14 protein-coding genes are annotated in these 22,481 nt (G+C 41.6%); 3 read left to right on the top strand and 11 right to left on the bottom strand.

The window, feature by feature from the left end; all coding sequences use genetic code 11:
- Positions 1 to 16: 16 nt before the first annotated feature.
- From AAU57_RS08360 to AAU57_RS08310, 11 genes are all read right to left on the bottom strand, one after another.
- Entirely contained in the window at positions 17 to 3,256 is a 3,240-nt protein-coding gene (locus AAU57_RS08360) for a S41 family peptidase (protein WP_055412476.1), read from the bottom strand.
- Positions 3,257 to 3,720: 464 nt separating this feature from the next.
- Complete coding sequence (locus tag AAU57_RS08355; protein WP_082438581.1) at positions 3,721 to 5,937, bottom strand: response regulator; 2,217 nt, start codon at positions 5,935 to 5,937, stop codon at positions 3,721 to 3,723.
- A 106-nt stretch (positions 5,938 to 6,043) separates the two neighbouring features.
- A complete protein-coding gene (locus tag AAU57_RS08350; RefSeq protein WP_055412474.1) occupies positions 6,044 to 6,901 on the bottom strand; it encodes a biotin-dependent carboxyltransferase family protein in 858 nt (285 codons plus the stop codon).
- Positions 6,894 to 7,604, bottom strand: coding sequence for a 5-oxoprolinase subunit B family protein (locus AAU57_RS08345; protein WP_055412473.1), 711 nt, complete (start codon positions 7,602 to 7,604; stop codon positions 6,894 to 6,896). Before AAU57_RS08345 ends, AAU57_RS08350 begins: the two co-directional genes overlap by 8 nt.
- Positions 7,585 to 8,331 (bottom strand): LamB/YcsF family protein, encoded by a 747-nt coding sequence (locus AAU57_RS08340; protein WP_055412472.1) that lies wholly within the window; start codon positions 8,329 to 8,331, stop codon positions 7,585 to 7,587. The genes AAU57_RS08345 and AAU57_RS08340 overlap by 20 nt, the downstream gene beginning before the upstream one ends.
- The gene (locus AAU57_RS08335) at positions 8,328 to 9,521 is read right to left on the bottom strand and encodes an Nramp family divalent metal transporter (RefSeq protein ID WP_055412471.1); all 1,194 of its coding nucleotides are present in this window, start codon (positions 9,519 to 9,521) and stop codon (positions 8,328 to 8,330) included. The genes AAU57_RS08340 and AAU57_RS08335 overlap by 4 nt, the downstream gene beginning before the upstream one ends.
- Positions 9,518 to 10,636: a DUF2891 domain-containing protein gene (locus AAU57_RS08330; protein ID WP_082438579.1), complete on the bottom strand. Its 1,119-nt coding sequence runs from the start codon at positions 10,634 to 10,636 to the stop codon at positions 9,518 to 9,520. The genes AAU57_RS08335 and AAU57_RS08330 overlap by 4 nt, the downstream gene beginning before the upstream one ends.
- Positions 10,637 to 10,801: 165 nt before the next feature.
- The gene (locus AAU57_RS08325; protein WP_055412470.1) at positions 10,802 to 12,067 is read right to left on the bottom strand and encodes an ammonium transporter; all 1,266 of its coding nucleotides are present in this window, start codon (positions 12,065 to 12,067) and stop codon (positions 10,802 to 10,804) included.
- A 42-nt stretch (positions 12,068 to 12,109) separates the two neighbouring features.
- On the bottom strand, positions 12,110 to 12,448 hold the full coding sequence (locus AAU57_RS08320) for a P-II family nitrogen regulator (protein ID WP_055412469.1): 339 nt from the start codon (positions 12,446 to 12,448) through the stop codon (positions 12,110 to 12,112).
- A gap of 15 nt (positions 12,449 to 12,463) precedes the next feature.
- Positions 12,464 to 13,444, bottom strand: a complete 981-nt coding sequence (locus tag AAU57_RS08315) for an outer membrane beta-barrel protein (RefSeq protein WP_055412468.1) — start codon at positions 13,442 to 13,444, stop codon at positions 12,464 to 12,466.
- A 482-nt stretch (positions 13,445 to 13,926) separates the two neighbouring features.
- Positions 13,927 to 14,700, bottom strand: coding sequence for a TrkA C-terminal domain-containing protein (locus tag AAU57_RS08310; RefSeq protein ID WP_055412467.1), 774 nt, complete (start codon positions 14,698 to 14,700; stop codon positions 13,927 to 13,929).
- A 344-nt stretch (positions 14,701 to 15,044) separates the two neighbouring features.
- Between AAU57_RS08310 and gltB the strand changes: the two genes are divergently transcribed.
- From gltB to nhaD, 3 genes are all read left to right on the top strand, one after another.
- The gene (gltB, locus tag AAU57_RS08305) at positions 15,045 to 19,547 is read left to right on the top strand and encodes a glutamate synthase large subunit (protein WP_055412466.1); all 4,503 of its coding nucleotides are present in this window, start codon (positions 15,045 to 15,047) and stop codon (positions 19,545 to 19,547) included.
- Between the two features lie 9 nt (positions 19,548 to 19,556).
- Positions 19,557 to 21,023: a glutamate synthase subunit beta gene (locus tag AAU57_RS08300; RefSeq protein ID WP_055412465.1), complete on the top strand. Its 1,467-nt coding sequence runs from the start codon at positions 19,557 to 19,559 to the stop codon at positions 21,021 to 21,023.
- Positions 21,024 to 21,125: 102 nt separating this feature from the next.
- Complete coding sequence (gene nhaD / locus AAU57_RS08295; protein WP_055412464.1) at positions 21,126 to 22,421, top strand: sodium:proton antiporter NhaD; 1,296 nt, start codon at positions 21,126 to 21,128, stop codon at positions 22,419 to 22,421.
- Positions 22,422 to 22,481 lie beyond the last annotated feature (60 nt).

The following is a 22,481-nucleotide window of genomic DNA, read 5'->3' as shown; positions in this document are numbered from 1 at the left end:
GCGAACTCATCCTACTCTATTCTACTTCCTTAAGAAGTTCTTGAATGGCACGATCCAATTGCTGATCTGTCCCATTTATGATGGTAGAGGGCATGTTTTTGACCTGTATCATAGGATTGGTTTGATTGTTTTCCATCCAGTCGCCATTGATGTCTTTTGCACTCACTGGAACAACGCCCCAACGAGAACCATCTGGCAAACGTTCCCAACCTGCAAAACTACAAGTCCCTGGTGTAGGCATACCTACCGTGGTTCCTATCTTCAAATCGCTATAACCTGCGGCAAAACAATGTCCATCGCTGTACTGAGCCTCATTGATCATTGCTAAAGTAGGCTTGGTCCATCGCGATGTAGGCTCGCCACCAACTACTTTTTGCTCTGTCGCATAGGTTATAAAGGGCTGACCCGTGAAGAATGCAGCAAGGTCTGCCACCAGGTCACCACCACCGTTAAATCTAGTATCGACGATGACACCATCGCGATCGTGATATTTACCCATCATCTTATCGTACACATCACGATACGGACCGTCGCTCATTCCAGGAATGTGAACGTATCCCAGTTTGCCGTTGCTTTTCTTTTCTACTTCTTTTTCATTGGTTTTTACCCATCGCTTGTACAGTAGGCTGCGTTCCTCACCTAGAGAAATGGGTTTTACCGTGATGACCAGATGATCCTTCTTGTTGGGATCCTTGATTTCCAAAAGTGTGAATTTACCAGTCTTTCGGTTCAAATATTTAGCAATATCTGTGTTGGATTGAATGTCCTGACCATCGATTTTTTGGATGATCATTCCAGGTTGGATATCAAACTTTGCTTTATCCAACGGTCCACCTGTCAACACCTCGGTAATCAAGATGCCATCATCTTGATGGTCATAATCCATAAAAATACCTAACGATGCCGTTTCATCTTCATTATCGATGGAGTAACTAGAACCTCTGGCGCCAGCATGAGACACGTTTAATTCCCCAAGCATTTCAGATAACATCTCAGCAAACTCTGTGCTATTACCTATGTATGGAAGGTGCTTTTCATATTCTGTTTTCATGAGATTCCAATCGATCCCGTGAAAATTGGAATGGTAAAAAATCTTATCAGTGCGCAACCACACGTGATCAAACATGGCCTGACGCTCTGCAACTGCATCATATTCCATCTCTCCAGAAATATCAACGCCTTCTTTCTTTTCCTTTTCTGGATCAATTTTAGAAATTTTTCCACTACTCAATAGAAATAGGTTTTCTCTATCTGCATCCCATTCCAGATTACCAGAAGATGCACCTAATTTCATCTTCATTTTAGTTTCCTGCGTGCGCAAGTCGGTCTCCCATAAGTCCAGTTTATCCTCAAACCTTGTGAGATAATACAGCTTGCTATTGTCTTTGGAAAGAACGGCATCGTTCAAGCTTGAAGAATGAATGGTGAACTTCTTCACTCGATCCTTCATCTCATCCCAATCAAAAGTCAAGTCTTTGACAGGCTCTTTTTCTTTTTTGTCCTTATCTTTTTTATCTTTCTTTTTATCGTCATTATCCTCATCTGACTTCTTCTCAGACATCTTTTTGATTTCCTTCATCAAGTCGTATTCTTCCTTACTTAGATTGAATTCGTCCCATGCGTCTTGAGTAAAAAACATGCTGTAAACATCACTTTGAGTAGAACCACTCGTGGCGTAAGATTTCAAACCGTCTCTGTTGGAAAACCACAACATTTGTTTGCCATCGTTGACCCAAACTGGATTGCTATCATAATAGCCACTTTCATTAAGGTTCACTCTTTTGGATCCATCTGCCGCCATAAGCAACACATCACTATTACTTAGGGAAAGACTCCAATCTACGAGCAACCATTTACTGTCAGGACTCCATCTAAAGTACTTGTCACCATCTCTCATGTGAAACAGTTCTTCTGGAGTTAAAAGAACCACCTCTTCACCAGTCTTGATGTCCTTCACCTTAAGAGTTTTACGGTCTTCTATAAAAGCGAGTTTCTTACCATCTGGAGAATATCTTGCTAGATAGTTATCCTTATCATTTTCAATGACTGGAGTTTCTTTCAATAAGGTGGCTGCAAAAAAGAAAGGTTCTTCCTTGCGCTCTATTTCCGTTTTGAAAATGCTCCATTTACCATCGCGCTCACTGCTGTAAACAACAGACTTGCCTTCTGGTCCCCAAGTCACGAATTGCTCTGCTTCTGGCGTGTTGGTCAATCTCTTGGTAAAAGATTCTTCGACTGAGGTTACAAAAACCTCACCTCTTGCGATAAAGGCGATTTCCTTCCCATTCGGTGAGACGGCCATTTCTTGAACACCACCATTAACTGATATGAATTTATCACTGTTATCAATAGCTTGAGTAGTGATATTAACAACCAATTTTTTAGGCTGCTCACCTTCTTTCATAGTGTACAGCTTACCATCGTAACCGAAGCTGAGAACACCATTTCCATAGCTCAAAAATCGTACGGGATGCGTTTCAAAATTGGTCAACTGGATGGACTTCGTTGGCTCGTTCAAATTCATTTTGAAAACGTTGAAACTGCCGCTTTGCTCACTTAAGTAATAAACCGTCTGATCGTTGGCACCATAAACGGGTTGTCTATCCTCACCATTGAAAGTGGTCAACATTTTGTGGCTTTTTGATGCGACGTCATAAGCCCATAAATCCCTAGCGATACTGGAAGTATGGTGCTTGCGCCAGTCATTCTCTCCACCTTTTTTATCTTGATAAAGGATGGTAGATCCATCGCTGTTCACGGCCAATTCTTCGGCTGGTATGGTAAATAATTGATCCACACGACCTCCAGCAACTGGCACAGAATAAACTTCTGGCTGTGAACCGGTTGGAAACTGTCTGTGTTGGGCTGTGTCCTGACGCAAACCGCCAAAGTAAATCTGCGATCCATCGGCACTAAAAGTATAGGGTTCCTCATCACTGGAATGGAAAGTCAAACGCGTCGCACCACCGCCATTAGCATCCATCACATACACATCAAAATTGCCATACCGATTAGATGCAAAGGCGATACGTTTACCATCTGCGCTCCATACCGCCATATAATCATGGGCTTGATGAAAGGTAAGTTGTTGAGCGTTCCTACCAGTAGAAGCCACTTTATATAGATCGCCTTTATAGGTAAATACAATTTGCGACCCATCTGGAGATATCGCACTGTGACGCAACCAGCCCGCATCATTTTGGGCTGTAGCAACAATGGAGAGAAAAAAAGAGGCTAGAAATACTATGCTTTTCATGTGATATTCTTTGAGCACAGCAAGATAATTCAAATATGAATATTGCCTATAAGCCGATTAGATTTTGAGCCGTAAGAAAATTAATGCAGTAGATGGTTGATTAATTCGCTTTCGCGAAAGCGAACAACCTTAAAACCCCACCAAAAAAAATACCGCGCTATTTCTAGTGCGGCATGGATTGTTAGACACTGGTCGCGATCGTGTCGCAACTATTTTGAAGGCTACTTTTTAGGAGCTTGCTTCATAGCCTTTCCTTTTGCAGGAGCTGGCTTGGCAGCCGATTTGCTTGCGCTTTTCGGTGCTGGTTTTGCTTTGTTTGCCATGATGATATGACTTTAAATTACAAGGTAAATTTGCAGATATGCCCACCATTTTCAATCGGTATTTTAGTTAAATATCGAGGTGGTTTTAGTTAATTTTTTGAAGGGTAAAGTAAGATTAGATAGCCTGTATTTCCAGTGATTTTAATCCAAATGCTCAATCAAAAGCGCCAGTAATTGCTCTGTATGATAAGGCTTTACAAGAATCGAATCGATACCATGGCTAAAAACGTCTCGCTCCAGATTCAAGTCGTCTGCTGCGGTTAAGGCAATGACCGGTGTCGTGATGCCCATTTTACGTATCTCAATGGTCGCGTTAATACCATTCATGACTGGCATGTTAATGTCCATAAGGATATAGTCATAGGTGTTTTCTTTGACCATATCTACCGCTTCCTGACCATTGTTAGCCGTCTCGTGCTGCATATGATATTGCTCCAAAACCTTTTGGGTCACCAGCTGGTTGATCTTATTGTCATCAACAATCAAAAGTTTTTTGTGGTCGAGTTTCTTGATGTCTTTTTCCTTAATGGTGGACTCCAGTTTCTGCTCAGATCCTATCTTGATAGGTAAAACAAAAGAAAAGGTCGTCCCTATTCCATAAGTGCTTTCCATTTGCAATTTACTGTTGAGTATCGTGAGCAACTTATTGACGATAGGCAGTCCAAGACCTGTTCCACCTTCTGTAATCGTTGATGGTACTTGTGTAAACTCTTCAAAAATCTCTTTCTGGTTTTCTTCTTCAATGCCGCGACCGGTATCTTCTACCGCAAACAATAATTCTAGTTGATCATTATCCTTTGACAATTGATCTACCCTTATCATGATGGAACCGTCTTGGGTGAATTTACTGGCATTACTCAACAAGTTCATGATCACTTGTGAGAGTTTGGTCTTATCACCATAAAGCACCTCTGGAATCTTAGGGTCCACTTTGAGCACCAACTCGTTATTATTCTTCTCATTTAAAAAATGGAAGGACTGCACGATACTGTTCATAAGCAAGGATAGATTGAAGTGCTCTTCCTGCAACTGGCGTCCTTTTTCTGATTCGTACTTGTTGATATTGAGAATGTCATTTACCAAAGACAGTAAATAATCTGCAGAGAATTTTAGAGAGTTGAATTCTTCATCGTACTCTTTCAACTTTTTATCTTTCAGGAAAACAGAGGATAAGCCTATAATTCCATAAAGCGGCGTGCGCAACTCATGACTAATGGTTGAAAGAAACTTGGTATTCTTGGTGGCTAGTTTTTCTGAAACTTCTTTGGCTTCCAGATACTGTGCATTCTTGATTTGTAAATCTGCTAGCAGTTTGTTTCGTTTTGATCGCGAATACAGAAGCGTAGCAATCAAAACCAAAAGCAAAATTCCCACTATTGCAAATACCCACAAGATAGCCTCGTCTTGATCAGCTTTTTGCTTCATCAATTTTGCGGTAAATTCTGACTTGAGCAATTCCTGCTGGTATCGGTCTGCCTTGTATTTTGAGTTGGCTAACTGTTGCTGTTTTATTTTCCCGTCTTCGTAACGCTGGGTAATCAACGAATCATACACCTTGCGCACCTCTATGAGCGCTTCGTATTGTTTGGTTTTCTCATAGGCTTCTATCAAGTTCTTGTAAGAATTGAGCCTGTAGTTTTCATCAATATCATCCCTATCATTGTTTAAGGCTTCTAGCGAACTCTCTATGGCCCGATAATAAAGCCCTTGTAGAAGGTAGATACTTCCTTGAATGCTTTGGGATGTTGGGACAAATTGGCCTTTAGAACCTGGTATTTCAGGATTTTCCAGAGCTGTAACCACATCATCCATATGCTGCTGTGCCTTGCCCGGTAATTTCTTTTTTACATATATCTCAGCGAGATTATGATGAATGATGACATAGTGCAAATCCTTTGTAGCTGCACCTTTTTGCAATTCTAAGGCTTTGGTATAATAGTCTATGGTTAAGTCATAATCCGTATCAAAGTAAGTGTTCCCAAGGTTGATGTAGGTATTGATAAGTTGGAAGGTATCCTTGCGTTGCACCGCTTCTTTTAGTGCTTCTTGATAAAGCGCATCTGCATTCTCTCGATCACCTAACTGAATAAATGAATTACCCAAAACTGCACGCAACCTAGTCTTGATTCGTTGCTCATCAATTTCTTCAGCATATTCAATAAGTGCAGGTGCTTTATCTAGAATTGCCACATAGTCGCTCTCAAAATATAGATTGAAGGTGAGTTGAAGAACAGAGTCCAGTTCCTTTGCAGTAAGGTTATAGGGTGGTGCAGGCAATCTAGGAACCAATGGCTCTGATTGAGCCAATAAATTCTTGCTGCTACACAAAAACACTAGGAAAACAAGAACTAACCTCATTAGGGATATGAATAATTCTATAATCTATCAAAACCGATTGCTGTTAACAAAACGCAATTCCATCGATAAAAGTACGAATGTAACGATATCTATGAACTAAAAGGTTCTATGAATGGTTAATAGGCCTTAAATTCAGGTTAAAAGAAACTCCAGTACGCAATTGTGAAAATTTATCAATCGCATCACTAGATAATTGTAATACACGTGGATAGCCACCAGTTGTTTGTGCATCTCGCATCAGGAATAAAAGATCGCCATCTGGCGTCAACTGCACTGTTCCGGGCATTACGGGCACCGTTCTAAGTTCTGGTAATTCAGTGGGCGTACCGGTTCGAACCTTGAAAGCCATGCGACTCCAGGATTTGTACACCTCAAGAGTTTGACTAAGCAACTGATTTTGGTTATTTTTTGACAATAAGTGAAATTCTGGACCTTCAAAAACATCGATTATAGTATTTTGATTTAGTTCGCTTTCGCGAAAGCGAGTATCCTCAAAAACCTCAAAGCAATTTTCATAAGGCACGATATCACCCTTTGAGAGCTTACCACTGGCCGTGATACCAGCATACATCGACCTACTGCCCAAGATCGGCTTGGTTTTCCAACCGCCAGAAATACCTAAATAGGCAAAATTATCGTGAGTGACGTGACCTATTTTGAGCACATCGCCACGTTCCACGGCAATAGCTCTATCTATAGAAATCGTCTTACCATTAAGCGTGGCGCCGTCAACATTTTGAGATATTGAGACATAGGTCTTGGTTTCAAAAGAGATCGTCGCGCCCATGAGGATCATTTCAAGAACCGCAGCTTCTTCGCTGTTGCCTAAAATGGTATTTGTCTTTTTGGCGAGTTGCATGTCCATTGCACCAGATTGTGGCACGCCAACATTTCTATAGTCTAACCTACCCAAATCCTGTATGCTGCAGTAAAATCCTGAATGTACAATGGTTGCCTTATTCACTATGAAACTCCTTTACATTCAACCGACCGTTCTTGATCCTATCATATTCCTGCTGGTTGATTCCATAAAATTTAACCTGATCACCTATACTCAGTAAATTGGGCTGTTCTCTATGCACATCAAAAAACTCCAACGGACTTTTCCCCAATACATACCAACCACCAGGTGACGTTTGTGGGTAGACACCGCATTGTCCTGCTGCAATGGCAACACTGCCAGGTGCGATGCTGGGATTGGGCGTTTTCCTGCGCGGGATTTGCAACTTTTCAGGCAAACCAGATAGGTATGGAAATCCAGGCAAAAAACCGATGAATTCTACCGTATAAATAGCTTGCTCATGCATTTTTACAATGCTTTCAAAAGTGAGCAAGGTGTGTTTGCTTATGGACAAAAGATCCTCGCTATCTCTATCATATAAAACGGGAATTTGCCATTTAGTGCCTTGAAAACCCTGAAGGTTTTCAAGATTGCTCGACATTGACTTAAGTTCTTCAAGTCGTTGTTGATATTGCCTAATTGGTTTTTTGAAAACCACCAAGATGCTAAAATATCCTTCATTGACAACAACTTGGTCACCATAGAACCGTTCTAACTCTAAGGCCATCATATGGCGTTCAAGCCACACCGAACCATCGCTAGTAGGCCAGCTTATCTCTATAGCGTTTTCGCTTACTTGATAATATTTAAGCTTTGTATTTGGCAACTTGAATTTGATTTTGATGCAGCTGTTTAACTAGGACCGGCAATTGCATGACAAGTTTGACATTATCACCATGAATGCAATACGTATCTGCGATTAGTTCCAGATGGGCACCATCTAATGTGGTGACTTGATTATGGTGGGCCATAGAGATCAATTGATGCAACGCTTGCTCTGTGGTCTCGTGAACGGCTTCCTGCTGTGATCTAGGTACCAAACTACCGTTTTTCAAATAAGCACGATCCACAAATGCCTCGGCAATAAAAGGTTGGCCAGCTTCTTTGCATTTGTCATGCAACAACGATTTGGGCAAGCTATAAATAGGCTTTTGGGGATAAAACTCTTGAAGCCATTCAACCGTCCATTGAGCAAAGGATTCCTCATGAGCTGTGGCGTGATACAGCGCTCCATGCATCTTGATATGATGCCATTTCATTTGTAAATCAGCCGCCGTGGTTGTGAAAAGCTGAAGTTGACGAGTTACGCTTTCGCGAAAGCGAGCTCTGGACCAGTCCAATTTTAAACGACCAAAATTTTCCCGATCCTCAAAAGATGGATGTGCACCAGCTCTGACATTAAATTTTTGCGCGAGTTGCAAACTTGATTTTATACTATCGGCATCACCAGCATGACCGCCGCAAGCGATGTTGCAGGAGGAAATGTGCGGCATGATGAGCTCGTCATTGCTCATGCCTTCGCCCAGATCACAATTGAGGTCAATGATCTTCATAAGATTCCAGCTACGCTTGCAATGGTTTTACCACCTAGAAACAAAGTGACCAGCACTACCGCGAGCGCCAAAATATTTAAAAAAATGTTGTTCTTGTAGGTACCCAAAATATTGGTGTTGACCAGCCACAGCAAAATGACTGCCATTATAGGAAGCAGCAGTCCATTGGCGACTTGGGCAAAAGTGATTACTTGTATGGGCTTAAACCCTATGGATGCAAAGAGAACTCCTGTTCCCAACACTAGCATCCAGACCATTCTAAAACGCCAGTTTCTCAAATCTCTATTCCATCCCAAACAACCTTGGACCACATAGGCTGCGGCGAGCGGTGCCGTGATGGCACTAGTAATACCGGCGGCGATGATCCCAATGGCAAAAATGGTTGTTGAAAATGTACCATAGACAGGTTCAAGTGATCTGGCTAAATCTGCCGGTGAATTGATCTCCTGACCTTGCAAACCTGATGCGCCAATGATGATCGCCATAGACACCAAGCCACCAAGAATGACCGATATAATCGTGTCCCAGCGAACGTACTTCAAATCGGTATGGTTGTTCCATTTTTCCTTTACCAGCGAGGCGTGTAAGAACAAATTATAGGGAACGACGGTCGTGCCTATCAAACCCAAAATGAGTAACAGTTGATCCTCTTGAAACGATGGCTTAAAAAGCCCTTCCAACACTGCTGAATAATCTGGCTTGATGGCGATCGCCACGGCGATAAATGATATTCCCATGAGCACAACCAAAGCAATTAATACACGTTCCAGCACTTTATAGTTTCCAACCATCAATAACGCAAAAGCACAGCATCCCACTAATAGCGGTTGATACCAAGCCGTACCCGAAAGCACTTCTAGGCCTATCACACCACCAGAAATATTTCCAGCCTCATAGGCCGCATTACCCACAAATATCGCACTGATCATTAATACGATCATACCAATTTTGATGTGTTTACTCGAGATCTGATGGCGTACGATATCTGATAATCCTTTGCCCGTAATAAGTCCCAATCTGGCTGCCATCTCTTGTAATATAATGGTCGCCAGCATGGACAACACCATTGCCCAAAGAAGCGTATAACCAAAGGATGCACCAGTAATAGTACAAATCGTGATGGTTCCTGGACCTATAAACGCTGCAGCAACTAATGTTGCAGGTCCTATATTTTTGAAGATCCGTTTCAATTTTTACCTGCTTTTTGCAAGGCATAGATGGCAAAACTTCCCAACCAGTGACCGCCTTCGTAATCGTCTGCAACAAGATTAGGCAACGTGTAGGTGATATGCTCATCTGCGATCTCAATAAGATTGTCGTATTGGTGATATTGATTTGCAAGACCATAAAGCACCCAAGCCCTGCTTAAGTTAAGCCCATCTATGTGAACCAACTTACCATCTGTTCTATCGCTTACCTCACCTAGTTCAAGATCTAGTTTTCCGTTTTCGATTCCCGGAAGAAACTGCGCCAGCCACTCATGAAAATCTGAGGCTGGAAGAACACGGCGCATAATGTCCACTTCTTCCAGACATGGAGATAAAAAATCATAACCACTAGGTTCCCAATTTATGGGACAGTTTTGATCATTGCTGTAGAACTCCATGGCTTTAGATTCAATAGCTTGCTTGAGAGCTTCATTTTTTGCATGAACCGCATAATCCCAAGCAAAGGCCATCCCAAATGCCGTATTGGAGTGCTCACCTACTCTGATAGCATAGTTGAGTTTAGGTAGATATTCTACATATCGCTGGGCAACAAGAACTGTCAATGGTTGTAGCGCTGCCGCCATTTGTTTTCCCTCAGAGGTGTTCCAGGTGTCTAGCTCCTGTTGCAGTTTAAGCAGCCACGCCCATCCATAGGTGCGTTCAAAGGTTTGGTTGTTTTCGGTATTGAGGTAATCTATTTCTACCGCTACATTTGCCGCAGTGATGTTGGAAGTGAGCTTTTGAAGGAGCTCGCTTGCATTATCCAACTCTGGAAACTGTTTGAGTAGCGCCACAGCACTCCAGTGTCCATGCACCGCGCTATGCCAGTCAAAACAGCCGTAAAATACCGGGTGCTGTACCGTTGGTCTTTTTTGATCTTCTGGCGCAGCCGTGACATGTCCCATTTTATTGGGATATTCCTGATCAACACAATGTAGTGGCAGTAATGCTAGATTATTAGCCTGTTCTAATGTGAGTTGCGGTGTTGGAATGCTATCGAGGTTAGTAGAGCTATCCGCTTCCTGAGTAGGAACCTCATTCTCTTTTTGCTGGCATCCAGCAAGAATTAATACAAATGCAAGTAGGAGTTGTTTCACGAGTTTGTTTGAAGGATTCCCGTAAATGTAAAGATTGATTTTTAAATACGGTGGTTGAGAGTTGTTTCGCTTTCGCGAAAGCGAACTTAAAAACACCCTATAAAAATACCGCCTATGGTTACATAGGCGGTTTACAAGTCGTGGCTGGTTAAAAGCTATTCTTGTTTATTCTTCTCCATAAACGGTTATACCATGTTCATGCATATCAAGACCATCTTCTTCTTGTTTTGCAGTAACACGCAAACCAATGGTCTTTTTAAGGATGAACAAAATGATAAATGTAGTCAACATGGCCCATCCTATATAGGAAAGTGAACCTAACGCCTGGATGCCCAAAAGTTTGAAACCACCGCCAGATATAAGACCACCTTCCAGTGCAAATACTCCAACAAGTACGGTTCCCAGGAAACCACAGGTTCCATGAACTGATATCGCTCCTACTGGATCGTCTATTCTTAGCTTCTTGTCCAGGAATTCTATGGAAACAACTACCATGATGCCACATATAAGACCTATACATAACGCACCGAAGGCATCTACAGCACCACAGCCAGCGGTAATTCCTACCAATCCTGCAAGACCACCATTAAGTGTCATTGAAATGTCTGGACGGCCGTAACGCACCCAAGTAAAAAACATGGCACTTATGGCACCTATGGCAGCTGCAACATTGGTATTGATAATTACACTACCTGCAGCAATGGTATCGTCGCCACCCCAAGCGAGTTGCGAACCACCATTAAATCCAAACCATCCCAACCAAAGGATAAATACACCCAATGCTCCATAAAGCATATTATGTCCTGGAATGACGTTTACCTTGCCATCTACATATTTCCCGATTCTAGGGCCAACCAATTTGGCCGCTACCAAAGCCGCACCACCACCAACAGCATGCACGACTGATGAACCTGCAAAATCAATGAAACCTAAAGTATTTAACCAGGCATCATCATCAAATGGCCAATACCAGCTTCCTGATATAGGATAAATGAAAGTGGTCAAAAGCGCAGAGAATATGAGATAAGTGGAGAACTTTGTTCTACCAGCAACTGCTCCAGAAACGATGGTTGCTGCCGTAGCACAAAACACGGTCTGGAAAAACAGGTTGTACCAGTCTGTAGCGTGGAAGAAGAAGTAACCCTGCTCTGCAGAACTTAATCTCATAAAGCCTCCAGCTACTACCTCATCACCGTACATAAATGCGTATCCTACACATAGAAACATTATGGATCCTATCGCTAGGTCCATGACGTTTTTCATAATGATGTTTCCTGCATTTTTGGCTCTGGTAAATCCTACTTCTACGAGCGTAAATCCAGCCTGCATAAAAAATACAAGGATGGCGCACAGCATGATCCACATGGCGCTCAAGTCACCATTGACACTTGCTATTGCCGCATCTAAACTTTCTTGTTGAATTTGATTCATATTTATAATCTTTAATGTGTTTAGTTATAATCTGTTTGTTGTCTATTTGAGTGTAGCAGCGCCTTTTTCACCAGTACGAATCCTATAGCTCTCCTCTACATGGGAAACAAAGATTTTCCCATCACCTACATCGCCAGTTTTTGCAGATGCTATAATCGCATTGATGGTTTTCTCTTCAAATTCATCAGTCACGACAATGGAAAGATATCTGCGCTGTATATCACTAGTGCTGTAAGAGACACCACGATAGACAGACCCTTTCTTTTCATTTCCCAATCCGGTAACATCCCAATAGGAGAAGAAATTCACATCAACTTCATGTAGGGCTTTCTTAACGGCAGAAAATTTTGACTTTCTGATAATTGCTTCGATTTTTTTCATGTTATTCAGTTTGATTTAAAATTTATAGATGGCCGCGATTAGGAAGGAAGAAAGGTTGTCTGAAAACATCCCGTCAGAATCAATGAACGGCTCATCATTAGACCACGTATCAAGACGTAGTTCTGGTTTTATAGTCAAGTTTTCAATGGAATAGCTACCGGTAAGTGTTAGATCGATCACGCTAGGATCATCTGTACCGCCATGTAAAGAGAAGTACTCACCTCTCAATCCTAAATCAAAGCTATCTGATAAAGAAACTTGTGGGTAGAGTGCAGCACCGTAGAAACCAGCGTCATCATTAGTTTGATAAGCAGCATTGATTCCTAGAAAAAAGCTGTCTGAAACATCAAAACCACCGGTGTAGTCTATTTCAAATCCTAAAACAACTCCAGAGTCATAGTAAAGATTTAGATATTGACCTTTGTAACCTAATTGACCGCCTAGTGCATAATCTCCAGTCAAGTTATCATTGACATCTGTCGGATTCATAACCGCGATCATCGCGCTAAAATCTTCAGAAAGCGCAAAGTCTGCCTTTACACCTACATGGGAAAATGGTCCACTCGCAAACAGGTAAGAAGTACTGTAGTTAAAATTTCCTACTGGTGAGATAACCTCGTATCCCAAAAAAGTATTGAATCTACCCAATGTTAGAGTTGTAGATTCTGAAACATTCCAGTATGCGTATAGCTGATTTACATTAGGTAAGGTAGTAGCTTCATCTGCTCTAGGTCCAAAAACTAAATCTGCCACCGCTCCTACTTTACCATTAGAACTTTCATAGCCAGCAATAATATTTGCCATACCTACCGCAAAACCCGTTTGTCCTGCAAAAGATGCTACGCCTTGCGGTGTGTCATCACTAGCATTAAGTTGTGTACGGTAATAGGCATCAACGCTACCTTCAAAAGTGAATTTCTTGGTTTCTTCAGTTTCATCTTGTGCAAAAACACTGAAAGTTGATAACACAAATACGAAGAGTAGTAATTTTTTCATAATAAAAATGATTTGGTTGTTATGGGGATAAAACTATATTTTAAACCAATTAACCCCAATATTTTAGGGGTCAAATACATCATTTTTATCGTTATCGCAATTAAGACCCTCAAAATTATAGGGTACTCATTTAAAAGGTTGTGTTTTTATATTAACAATAATTTCACGTTTGAATTTTAGTAAGAATTTTTGCTAAAACCCAGAAAAAAACATGCAAATCATCTTGATAACATGTTAAAAAGTAGGAGAAAACGTCAGGTGAGCTACGAATAAACATTTTGTTATGAAAAAAAAGCTTTCCTAGTTTCAGTTTCAAATTATCATGAAAAAGTTCTTGGGAGGAAGCAAAATGGAAAAACCATATCCTTATACAATAGAACTATCGACTTTAGAGAAATGAGCAGTTGACCGCTATTCTCTAAAGTCAATCAGATAAAAAAGTTGATGATTCTAGCTGATTGGGCTAAAATGGAAAAAGTAATTTATTCCTCTTCCGTTTCTGCCATAGCGATTTCCGCCTGGCGGCGTTCTTCCTCTCTGGCCACCGCGCGTTCGTGCTCTAGATGCGCATAAAAATCCTTTTTACGTTGGTAGAGACTCTTGATGCCATCTGCCTTACCATATATGGTAACTACATCACCAGCCTGCAATTTAAAAGGACCTGAAGGTGACCCGTAATAATTGTCACCTTTACGGTAAACACCCAGGATAGTGATTCCTTCCTCACGCAAATTCAACTCTTGGAGAGTGCGGTTACACATCCACCCATCACTATCCACATTTGCCTCGCTAATCTTATAATCATTCTTAAGATGTAGCACCGCTTCAAAATCCTGCACTTGTAGGTCAGTATAACGTCGCAGCATGGAACTTATCATTTTGGACAATCCTCGATCTACCCATTTGCTGCGTATGGCAAACCATAAACCCGTCAATCCTACCACGATAATAAGTAAACCATATAACCTAGAGGCCGTAGTTTCAGGTAGCACAAAGGTTAGAATCAAAGAGGACATTACCGTGACAATACCTGCATTACCTATAAGCATCAGATTATAAACAATCTTACGTCTTACAGGATGATTCATAATCAGTTCTGTTTCCTTGGTACTTAATCCAGCACCGGTATAGGCAGACCTGGCCTGGAACTTGGCACTTTCTGCAGATAGCCCTGTATGGACCAGAGCAATGGACGCAATCTTGGTAATGAGAGCAGATAGGGTAACAATAAGAAATAAGGAAATCGCAGCAATCATTGGAAAAGAATCTTGATGCAAATCTATCCATATTTCTCAGATCACGATGTTATAGTTTAGTTAGCTAGTAATAAAGTGTGATATGGAGTTCGCTTTCGCGAAAGCGAAACAAATCCATCCATCCTACCTGCAACCACCATTTTAGCATTAACAGATCTAGCTTGAAGAAGCTGTCTTTTCAAATAGGAATATGACAAGGATGATGGTGTATAAATCTTGATTTAATAATCTGACAAGTAGCATTTTCCCGATCTGACAAAAGTGTTCCTTCCATTTTTTAAATTGTTACGGTTACTTTATATTAGGATATATTTAAGAGTTTTAGATACTCAAAAGCAAGGTTTATGTTGAAGCAACAAGGTTTATATTATCCAGAATACGAGCACGACAATTGTGGTGCTGGGTTTATTTGTAGTCTTAAAGGAGAAAAGTCTAATGACATCATTCACAAGGCATTACAGATTCTAGAAAAACTAGAACATCGCGGTGCCGTGAGTGCAGATGGTCGTACCGGTGATGGTGCAGGTATTTTGATAGATATACCCCACGAGTTTTTTCTAAAAAATGTGGATTTCAAGTTGCCTAAGGCTGGTAATTATGCCGTGAGCAATGTCTTTTTGCCCAAAAAGTCCAACCAGCGTCAATACTGTTTAAACACGCTAGAAAACCATTTGAATATAATGGGTCTCAATATCTTAGGATGGCGTGACGTTCCTGTGGACGCCAATCATTTGGGTAAGATCGCAACGACTACAGAACCTTTTATCAAACAGATTTTCATAGGAAAATCAGACGATAAACAATCTGACTTTGAATTTACCAGAAAGCTCTTTATCGCTCGTAAAAAAGCAGAACACGAGATCTATTCCTCTAAAATTTCAGAAAGCGGTAAGTTTTATCTGCCTAGTCTTTCTACTAAGATTATAATCTACAAAGGTTTGTTGATGCCAGGTGACATCAAAGGCTATTACAAGGACCTGAACGATCCATCGTTTGTAACCAGATTAGCCTTAGTACACCAGCGTTTTTCTACCAATACGTTCCCAACTTGGGATCTGGCACAGCCTTTTAGGTATATGTGTCACAATGGTGAAATTAATACATTAAGAGGTAATGTCTCCAGAATGTTTTCCAGACAGGAGTTGATGGAGAGCAAAGCCTTTGGCGATGATATAAAAGAAATCCTGCCTATAGTGTTGCCTGGTAAATCAGATAGCGCATCCATGGACATGGTGGTAGAATTATTGCTCATGACCGGTAGATCACTTCCTGAAGTAATGATGATGCTGGTTCCAGAAGCTTGGGAGAAAAACCCATATATGCCAGATGAGAAACGAGCGTTCTATGAATTCAATTCGTGTTTGATGGAGCCTTGGGATGGTCCAGCCTCCATTCCATTTACTGACGGGACTTACATAGGTGCCGTACTGGATAGAAATGGTTTACGCCCATCTAGATATAGCGTGACTAAGGATGGTTATGTGATCATGTCCTCAGAAACTGGCGTGGTAGAAATCGAGCCTAGCAACCTACAATTTCACGGTAGATTGGAGCCTGGGAAAATGTTCTTGGTAAACATGAAAGAAGGTCGCATCGTCAACGATGATGAAATCAAAAATGCCGTAGCGGCTAAACATCCGTACCGCAAATGGCTTAATGAAAACCTCGTTCACTTAAAGGATATACCTTATAACGATTGCCCGGTTTTTCTTAATGAGGAGACCTTGGAAAAACGCAAAGTGGTTTTTGGTTACACACAGGAAGATGTGGACACCATCATATTGCCTATGGCCAAAAACAGCAAGGAGCCCATTGGTTCCATGGGTAGCGATACTCCTATTGCCGTGCTTTCACAGCGATCACAACTCATCTATAATTATTTCAAGCAGCTGTTCGCACAGGTGACAAATCCGCCGTTGGATGGTATAAGAGAGCAACTCATTACAGACATAAGTTTGACCTTAGGGAAGGACGCTAACATCTTTGAAATTAGTGAAGCACACTGTAAAAAATTAAAGATTCAGAATCCCGTAATTTCTAAGCAGGATCTGGACAAAATAAAAAGTTACCAAAATCCAGATATCAAGATCACCGAGATCCCAATGTTGTACGACATCAAACGTGGCCACAATGGATTGGAAGATGCCCTTGAAGAGATGTTGCAGACCGCTTCCGCGAAAGCGAAAAAAGGATACAACATTATCATTTTATCAGACCGTAATACAAGCAAAGAACTTGCACCTATTCCTGCCCTACTTGCTTGTTCCCATATCAACAGTGGATTACAACGATTGGGGCTTAGGTCAAAGATTAGCATCATCATCGAATCTGCAGAACCTCGAGAAGTACACCATTTTGCATTATTGTTTGGTTATGGTGCGAGCGCTGTCAATCCTTATATGGTCAATGAAATTATTGAAGAGCAGCTTGAGGAATTGAACGATACTTCCATCACACCTCTTGAAGCAATAGAAAATTACAATAAAGCCGTTGGTAAAGGAATCTTGAAGGTGATGAACAAGATTGGGATATCCACTCTCAATTCTTATCGTGGTGCGCAATTGTTTGAATGTATAGGTATTAACACTGAGGTTGTGAATGCCTATTTCCCTAAAACCACCACGAGAATTCAAGGTGTAGGATTGCACCAGCTGGAAAAGGAGATCAACAAACGCTATAAACAAGCTTATGAGCGTCAAGAAATCGATGGAAGTCTAGACCTAGAAATGGGCGGTGAGTATCGCTGGAGACGTAATGGCGAGCACCACATGTTCAATCCTTTGTCCGTGGCTAAACTGCAGGAAGCCGTTCGTACGAACAAGGCAACTACCTACAAGGAATATTCTGAAATTATCAACGATCAATCCAGACGATTGATGACGATACGTGGTCTTTTTGAATTTACAAATTTTGATCCCATACCATTAGAAGAAGTAGAGCCTTGGACCAATATTGTGAAGCGATTCAAAACAGGCGCGATGTCCTACGGATCTATTAGTGCAGAGGCTCATGAAAATCTAGCCGTAGCCATGAACCGTATAGGTGGTAAAAGCAACAGCGGTGAAGGCGGTGAAGATGAATCACGCTTCTATAAAGATGCCACTGGTGACTGGAAAAACAGTGCGATCAAGCAAGTGGCTTCTGGTAGATTTGGAGTAACCTCTAACTACTTAACCAATGCCTCAGAGATTCAAATCAAAATGGCGCAAGGTGCAAAACCTGGAGAAGGTGGCCAGTTGCCTGGACCTAAAGTAAATCCACAAATTGCCAAAACTAGGAATTCAACACCTTACGTTGGTTTGATATCTCCACCACCACACCACGATATTTACTCGATTGAGGACTTATCCCAATTGATTTACGATTTGAAATCGGCTAACCGTGAAGCTCGTATTAATGTGAAGTTGGTAAGCGAGGTTGGTGTCGGAACTGTTGCAGCTGGTGTGGCAAAAGCTAAGGCCGATGTGGTTTTGATCTCTGGTTTTGATGGTGGTACTGGTGCATCGCCGCTTACGTCACTCAAACACTGTGGTTTGCCTTGGGAACTCGGACTAGCTGAAGCTCAACAGACTCTAGCCATGAATGATTTACGCAACCGCATCGTTGTAGAATGTGATGGTCAAATGAAAACTGGACGTGACGTTGCCGTCGCATGTTTGCTGGGCGCCGAAGAGTTTGGGTTTGCTACCGCACCGCTGGTAGCTTCGGGCTGTATCATGATGCGCGTTTGTCACTTGAACACTTGTCCTGTTGGTATCGCCACACAGAATCCAGAATTACGCAAAAAATTCAAAGGAAAACCAGAGCACGTGGTGAACTACATGTATTTCATTGCACAGGAATTGCGTGAGATTATGGCTCAACTAGGATTTAGAACAGTAGATGAAATGGTGGGTCAGGTAGGAAAGCTAGATCGAAACAAAGCTATAGATTTTTATAAAACCCGTGGTATAGACCTCTCACCTATTCTGCACAAAATTGATGTTCCAGCTGGAACTAAACTTTACAATACAGAAAAGCAGGATCACCAGATGGAGGATGCGTTGGATTTAGAAATCATAAGTAAAGCGCACCCAGCATTGTTTAGAAAAGAGAAAACCATTTTAGATTTTAAGATAACGAATGAAGACCGTGCGGTTGGAGCAATCCTTAGCAACGAGATCTCTAAGATCTACGGCTCTCAAGGATTACCAGAAAACACCTTGAAAATCAATTTTTCAGGATCTGCAGGACAAAGTTTTGGAGCATTTGCGACGCATGGCCTTACCTTATCAGTTACTGGAAACACAAATGATTATATAGGTAAAGGATTGTCAGGTGCAAAACTGATTGTGAAGGTACATGAGGAAGCTACCATCAAGCCAGAAGAAAATGTCATTATTGGAAATGTGGCCTTATATGGCGCGACAGCTGGTGAAGCCTACATCAATGGTAAGGCCGGCGAGCGATTCTGTGTACGTAATTCGGGTGCTACAGCGGTTGTGGAAGGAATTGGTGATCATGGTTGTGAATACATGACTGGTGGTGTTGCCGTTGTTCTGGGACCTGTTGGTCGAAACTTTGGAGCAGGAATGAGTGGCGGTATTGCTTTCATATATGATAAAGAAAAAACCTTTGAGCGTCAAGTGAATGCCGAAGGATTAAATATCGATCCAGTAACTGATGCTGAAGACATCAATAAGTTAAGGGACTTGATAGAACAGCATTACAATGCTACATTCAGTCCGCTAGCTCAACGATTACTTGAAAACTGGAAGCAGGAACTACCACATTTCCTTAAAGTATTGCCAGAAGAATATCGACAAGCCTTGCTGAGATTGGAAGAAGAAAATTTAATAACTACGTAGAAGGAGAACATGGGAAAGATCACAGGATTTTTAGAGTACGAACGTATTGATGAGCCAGCGGTGCAGCCGGATGAGCGTGTCAAAAATTACAAGGAATTTAAAATACCACTTGAAGAAGAAAAATTAAAGAGCCAAGGAGCTCGCTGTATGGATTGTGGGATACCATTTTGCCATAGTGGTTGCCCCTTAGGAAACCTCATTCCAGATTTTAACGATGCCGTATATAAGGGTAAATGGAAAGAGGCATCGCGCATATTACATTCCACAAACAATTTTCCAGAATTTACGGGACGACTTTGCCCTGCACCTTGTGAGGAAGCTTGCGTATTAGGTATCAATGAAGACCCTGTAAGTATTGAAAATATTGAGAAAAATATTGTTGAAACAGCCTTTAAGGAAGGTTGGATTGAAGCCCATCCACCAAAAAATAGAACTGACAAAAAAGTGGCTGTCATAGGTTCTGGTCCTGCAGGACTTGCTGCCGCACAGCAATTGAATCGTGCTGGACACGATGTCACCGTTTATGAGCGTGATGCTAAAGTGGGTGGTCTATTGAGGTACGGTATTCCAGATTTTAAAATGGAGAAGCACGTGATCGACAGACGTATTGCGGTGATGAAGGATGAAGGCATCAAGTTTAAAGTCAATGCGCATGTTGGTGACAACGTTAGTGTAGAAACTTTAAAAGCAGATTACGACTCCATCGTTCTTTGTGGTGGAGCCACAGTAAGAAGAAATATTCCCATTCCTGGTAGCCATCTTAAAGGTGTGGTTCAGGCTATGGACTTCTTAAAAGCTAATAACCAATATGTGGACAATTTGTGCGACTTTGAAGGCATCATTCAAGCGACAGGTAAAAATGTCATCGTTATAGGTGGTGGTGATACCGGATCTGATTGTATAGGTACCAGTAACCGCCATGGTGCTAAAAGCGTGACCAACTTTGAAATTCTAGACAAGCCTACTGAAGGTCGCCCTGCAAACCAACCTTGGCCCTATTGGCCCATGCGCCTGCGCACCTCTTCTTCTCATAAAGAAGGTGTAGAACGTGTTTTTAGTGTTTCTACCAAAGAATTTATAGGTAACAAAGATGGAGAGCTTACGGGATTAAAAACCGTTGAGGTCGAATGGATTTTCAAAGATGGTGAACGACCTGAATTGAAAGAATTGCCTGGAACCGAAAAACTATGGGATTGTGATCTTGCTTTATTGGCTTTAGGTTTCACTGGCTCAGAAAAAACTCTGGCAGATCAATTTGGTCTCGAGATGGATTTTAGAACCAACATCAAGGCTACCGTCAAAGATTATGCGACTAACGTTCCTGGAATATTTACCGCTGGAGATATGCGTAGAGGTCAATCATTGATCGTATGGGCCATTTCTGAAGGCCGTCAGGCAGCACATCACGTAGATAAGTATTTGATGGGAAGTTCTAGCTTACCGCTTAAAGATGACAACGATTTACCACGCGTTTAGACTAGAGCAAAAACGTGAGTTTTGATTTCTTAGAATTTTTATAATGGCGATCACACGTATTTAAATTTGATGCATATTTGATTCTTAATTCAACAGGTTTCGATGTACATCGCAATTATTATCGTTTTTGTTTTAGGCTATTTGGGAATTGCCATGGAGCATTCCCTTAAAATTGATAAAGCCGCCATTGCACTGCTTACAGGCACCCTTTGTTGGGTGCTTTTCGTTTATGGGGCAGATTCCCTGATCCCTCAAATAGAAGCTTCAGAATCTACCAGCTGGATTGATGAGCAACTTAAAGAGCACCTGGGAGAAATAGGTGAAATACTTTTCTTCCTGATGGGTGCGATGACTATTGTAGAGATCATCGATGCTCATGAAGGTTTCTCTATTATTACAGATAGAATCACAACCACGCACAGGGTGAAGCTATTGTGGATATTGGGAATACTAACTTTTTTCCTTTCGGCAGCGTTGGACAATTTGACAACAGCCATTGTCATGGCCGCCTTGCTGCGCAAAATGATCAAAGACAAAAAAGATCTTTGGATGTTTGCTGGAATACTCATCATCGCCGCTAATGCTGGTGGCGCCTGGTCACCTATTGGTGATGTCACCACGATCATGTTATGGATAGGTGGTCAAGTAACAGCTTCTAACATCATAACCCAAATCTTTATACCTAGTATGGTTTGTTTGCTGGTTCCATTATTGATCATGTCCTTTAGATTTAAGGGGAACATTGAATCTGCTCACAAAACCTCTCATGAGGTCGTGCCAGTGACCAATTATGAAAAGAAAGTGGTTTTCTTCGTTGGAATAGGCGTTCTCTTATTTGTTCCGGTTTTTAAAAGTCTAACGGGACTACCACCGTTTTTGGGAATATTATTCGGTTTAGGGATTGTGTGGATTCTAACGGAGCTTATTCATAAATCCAAAGCAGCAAAACACAAACATTCTCTAACCATTGCTGGTGTCTTGCGCAGGATCGATACGCCTAGCATCCTGTTTTTCCTAGGGATTTTGATCGCGGTAGGCAGTTTACAGTCTGCTGGGCATCTGGTAGATCTGGCAACGGTTCTGGATGAGAATTTCAACAATATCTATGCGGTGAACGCAGCTATAGGCGTGCTGTCCTCTATTGTGGATAACGTCCCATTAGTAGCCGCAGCCATGGGAATGTATTCTCTGGAGACCTATCCTGTGGACAACACCTTTTGGGAACTTCTTGCCTATTGTGCCGGTACCGGTGGCAGTATTTTGATTATAGGATCTGCGGCTGGCGTGGCGATTATGGGAATTCTTAAGATCGATTTTATGTGGTATCTCAAGAACATTAGTTTACTAGCGTTAGTTGGTTATATCGCTGGTATTCTTGCTTTTATGCTTTTGAATTAGAGAGAAGCTGGAGTAGGTTTTCGCTTTCGCGAAAGCGAACTCCTAACAATTTCAAGATTT

Source organism: Nonlabens sp. YIK11 (assembly GCF_001413925.1).
GTDB lineage: Bacteria > Bacteroidota > Bacteroidia > Flavobacteriales > Flavobacteriaceae > Nonlabens.
Note: the sequence above shows the minus strand (reverse complement) of the source record. Positions and strands in the feature narration are given on the sequence as shown.

Bases quoted from the DNA above. Each gene is read 5' to 3' on its own strand.
- AAU57_RS08315 (WP_055412468.1), bottom strand. From the start codon at position 13,444: ATGAAAAAATTACTACTCTTCGTATTTGTGTTATCAACTTTCAGTGTT.
- AAU57_RS08300 (WP_055412465.1), top strand. From the start codon at position 19,557: ATGGGAAAGATCACAGGATTTTTAGAGTACGAACGTATTGATGAGCCA.
- AAU57_RS08355 (WP_082438581.1), bottom strand. From the start codon at position 5,937: ATGAGGTTAGTTCTTGTTTTCCTAGTGTTTTTGTGTAGCAGCAAGAAT.
- AAU57_RS08325 (WP_055412470.1), bottom strand. From the start codon at position 12,067: ATGAATCAAATTCAACAAGAAAGTTTAGATGCGGCAATAGCAAGTGTC.
- nhaD (WP_055412464.1), top strand. From the start codon at position 21,126: ATGTACATCGCAATTATTATCGTTTTTGTTTTAGGCTATTTGGGAATT.
- AAU57_RS08340 (WP_055412472.1), bottom strand. From the start codon at position 8,331: ATGAAGATCATTGACCTCAATTGTGATCTGGGCGAAGGCATGAGCAAT.
- AAU57_RS08360 (WP_055412476.1), bottom strand. From the start codon at position 3,256: ATGAAAAGCATAGTATTTCTAGCCTCTTTTTTTCTCTCCATTGTTGCT.
- AAU57_RS08320 (WP_055412469.1), bottom strand. From the start codon at position 12,448: ATGAAAAAAATCGAAGCAATTATCAGAAAGTCAAAATTTTCTGCCGTT.
- gltB (WP_055412466.1), top strand. From the start codon at position 15,045: ATGTTGAAGCAACAAGGTTTATATTATCCAGAATACGAGCACGACAAT.
- AAU57_RS08310 (WP_055412467.1), bottom strand. From the start codon at position 14,700: ATGATTGCTGCGATTTCCTTATTTCTTATTGTTACCCTATCTGCTCTC.